This is a genomic window from Rhodococcus sp. UFZ-B548 (assembly GCF_903819475.1).
GTDB classification, from domain to species: Bacteria; Actinomycetota; Actinomycetes; order Mycobacteriales; family Mycobacteriaceae; genus Rhodococcus_F; species Rhodococcus_F erythropolis.
In genome coordinates, this window is record NZ_CAIJDS010000142.1 from 1 (window position 1) to 1671 (window position 1671).

Below are 1671 nucleotides of genomic sequence, written 5' to 3' on the forward strand. Positions count from 1 at the left end.
GACCTGGACAAAGTTACGCGAAGATCAACACAACACCAAATCGCCAGGTCAGAGCCCTGAAGCGGGTTAACAGCCGATAGTTTCCTCGAATTTTTGCCTCTCACGATGACTTTCCGCGCCCACTGCGGTCTGTATGAGCAGGAACCAACAGGAACCGAAGCGTTCAGTAATCAGTCAACCGACTTCAAGGAGCACCCAATGTCTCGTCTTCTCTTCGTCAACATGCCGGTCAAGGACGTCGCCGCTACTCGGGCGTTCTTCAGCGGCCTCGGCTTCGAGTTCAACGACATGTTCAGTGACGAGAACACTGTCTCGATGATCGTCAGTGATTCCGCCACGGTCATGTTCCTGAACGAACCCCGTTTCGGGGACTTCATCGCCGACGACATCTGTGACACGTCGAAAGCTCGAGAAGCACTGATGTGCGTGTCGGCCGACAGCAGGGAGGAAGTCGACACCTTCGTCGACGCGGCGATCGCTGCCGGCGGTAGCAAGTGGATGGAACCCCAGGATCACGGCTTCATGTACGGACGCGCATTCCGCGACCTCGACAATCACGTCTGGGAGGTCATGTGGATGGACCCGGCTGCGACTGTTCCCCAGCAGTAACGCAGAACAACAGCAGTAACGAGTAGGCGCGCGGGTCCCTCCATACCGGAGGGCTCGCGCAACTCCTTGCCCCTACAGCTCTGCAGGCAATCCGAACCGTGCGAACAGACTCAGATCGAAGAAACACGTGACGTGCGAGATCCCGGACTCGGTGACATCGAGAACGTGCAACTGGAAAGCACGGTGAACCCCATCGGGCTCGCGCATATAGAGGCCGAACGCCGGCTGGCCGTTGGCGGCGGTCGGTAGCAGCCGCATCGCTCCTGGTCCGTCCGCCGGGCATTTGGTTCCGATGAGCTGCCCGATTGCCTCGGGGCCCTGGTACCAACCCTCGAACGGAGGCATCTCCCAGATGGCTTCCCGCGTGAACAGCTCAACGATTGCCTCGACGTCGTAGCTTTCGAAGCTGTGCACGTAGTCGCGGAGCAACTTCCGGGCAGCCTCGGTAGTCGGTTCCACGAGATCGTCCTCAGTGGGCCCGATGTGATTGATCTGCGCGCGAGCCCGCTGTAGCAGGCTGTTCACCGCAGTGGTTGTGGTGTCGAGGGCCTCCGCAACTTCTGACGCCTTCCACTGCAGAACGTCACGCAGAACCAGAACCGCACGTTGGCGGGCGGACAAGTGCTGCAGCGCGGCAACCAGCGCAAGCCGGACCGAATCGCGATTGACCACCATGACGGCGGGATCATTGACGTCGCCCAACGCCGAATCCGCGATCGGTTCCAACCAGGCAATCTCGTTGCGCTCGATCAAATCGTCGGCCGGGTCCGAACTAGGTGCACCGAGGCCGGTCGGGAGTGGACGCCTCGATCTCCCATCCAGCGCGGTCAGGCACGTATTCGTCGCGATGCGATAGAGCCAGGTCCTGAGCGACGACTGGCCTTTGTAACCGTCGAACCCGCGCCAAGCCCGGATGAACGTCTCTTGGACCTGGTCTTCGGCGTCGTGAATCGACCCCATCATGCGATAGCAGTGCGCCAGCAACTCGCGGCGGTACGGATCGGCAAGGGTCAAGTCCAAATGTGTGGTGTGTGAGGACGGGCACTGCGTAATCTCCTCGTT

General features: G+C 60.3%; 2 protein-coding genes. One reads left to right on the plus strand and one right to left on the minus strand.

Going from position 1 to position 1671, the window contains the following annotated elements; all coding sequences use genetic code 11:
• The first annotated feature begins 198 nt into the window (after positions 1-198).
• Entirely contained in the window at positions 199-609 is a 411-nt protein-coding gene (locus H7C86_RS36840) for a VOC family protein (protein WP_003945103.1), read from the plus strand.
• Positions 610-681: 72 nt separating this feature from the next.
• Here the strand turns inward: H7C86_RS36840 and H7C86_RS36845 are convergent, their stop codons facing one another.
• On the minus strand, positions 682-1662 hold the full coding sequence (locus H7C86_RS36845; protein ID WP_259349446.1) for a sigma-70 family RNA polymerase sigma factor: 981 nt from the start codon (positions 1660-1662) through the stop codon (positions 682-684).
• Positions 1663-1671 lie beyond the last annotated feature (9 nt).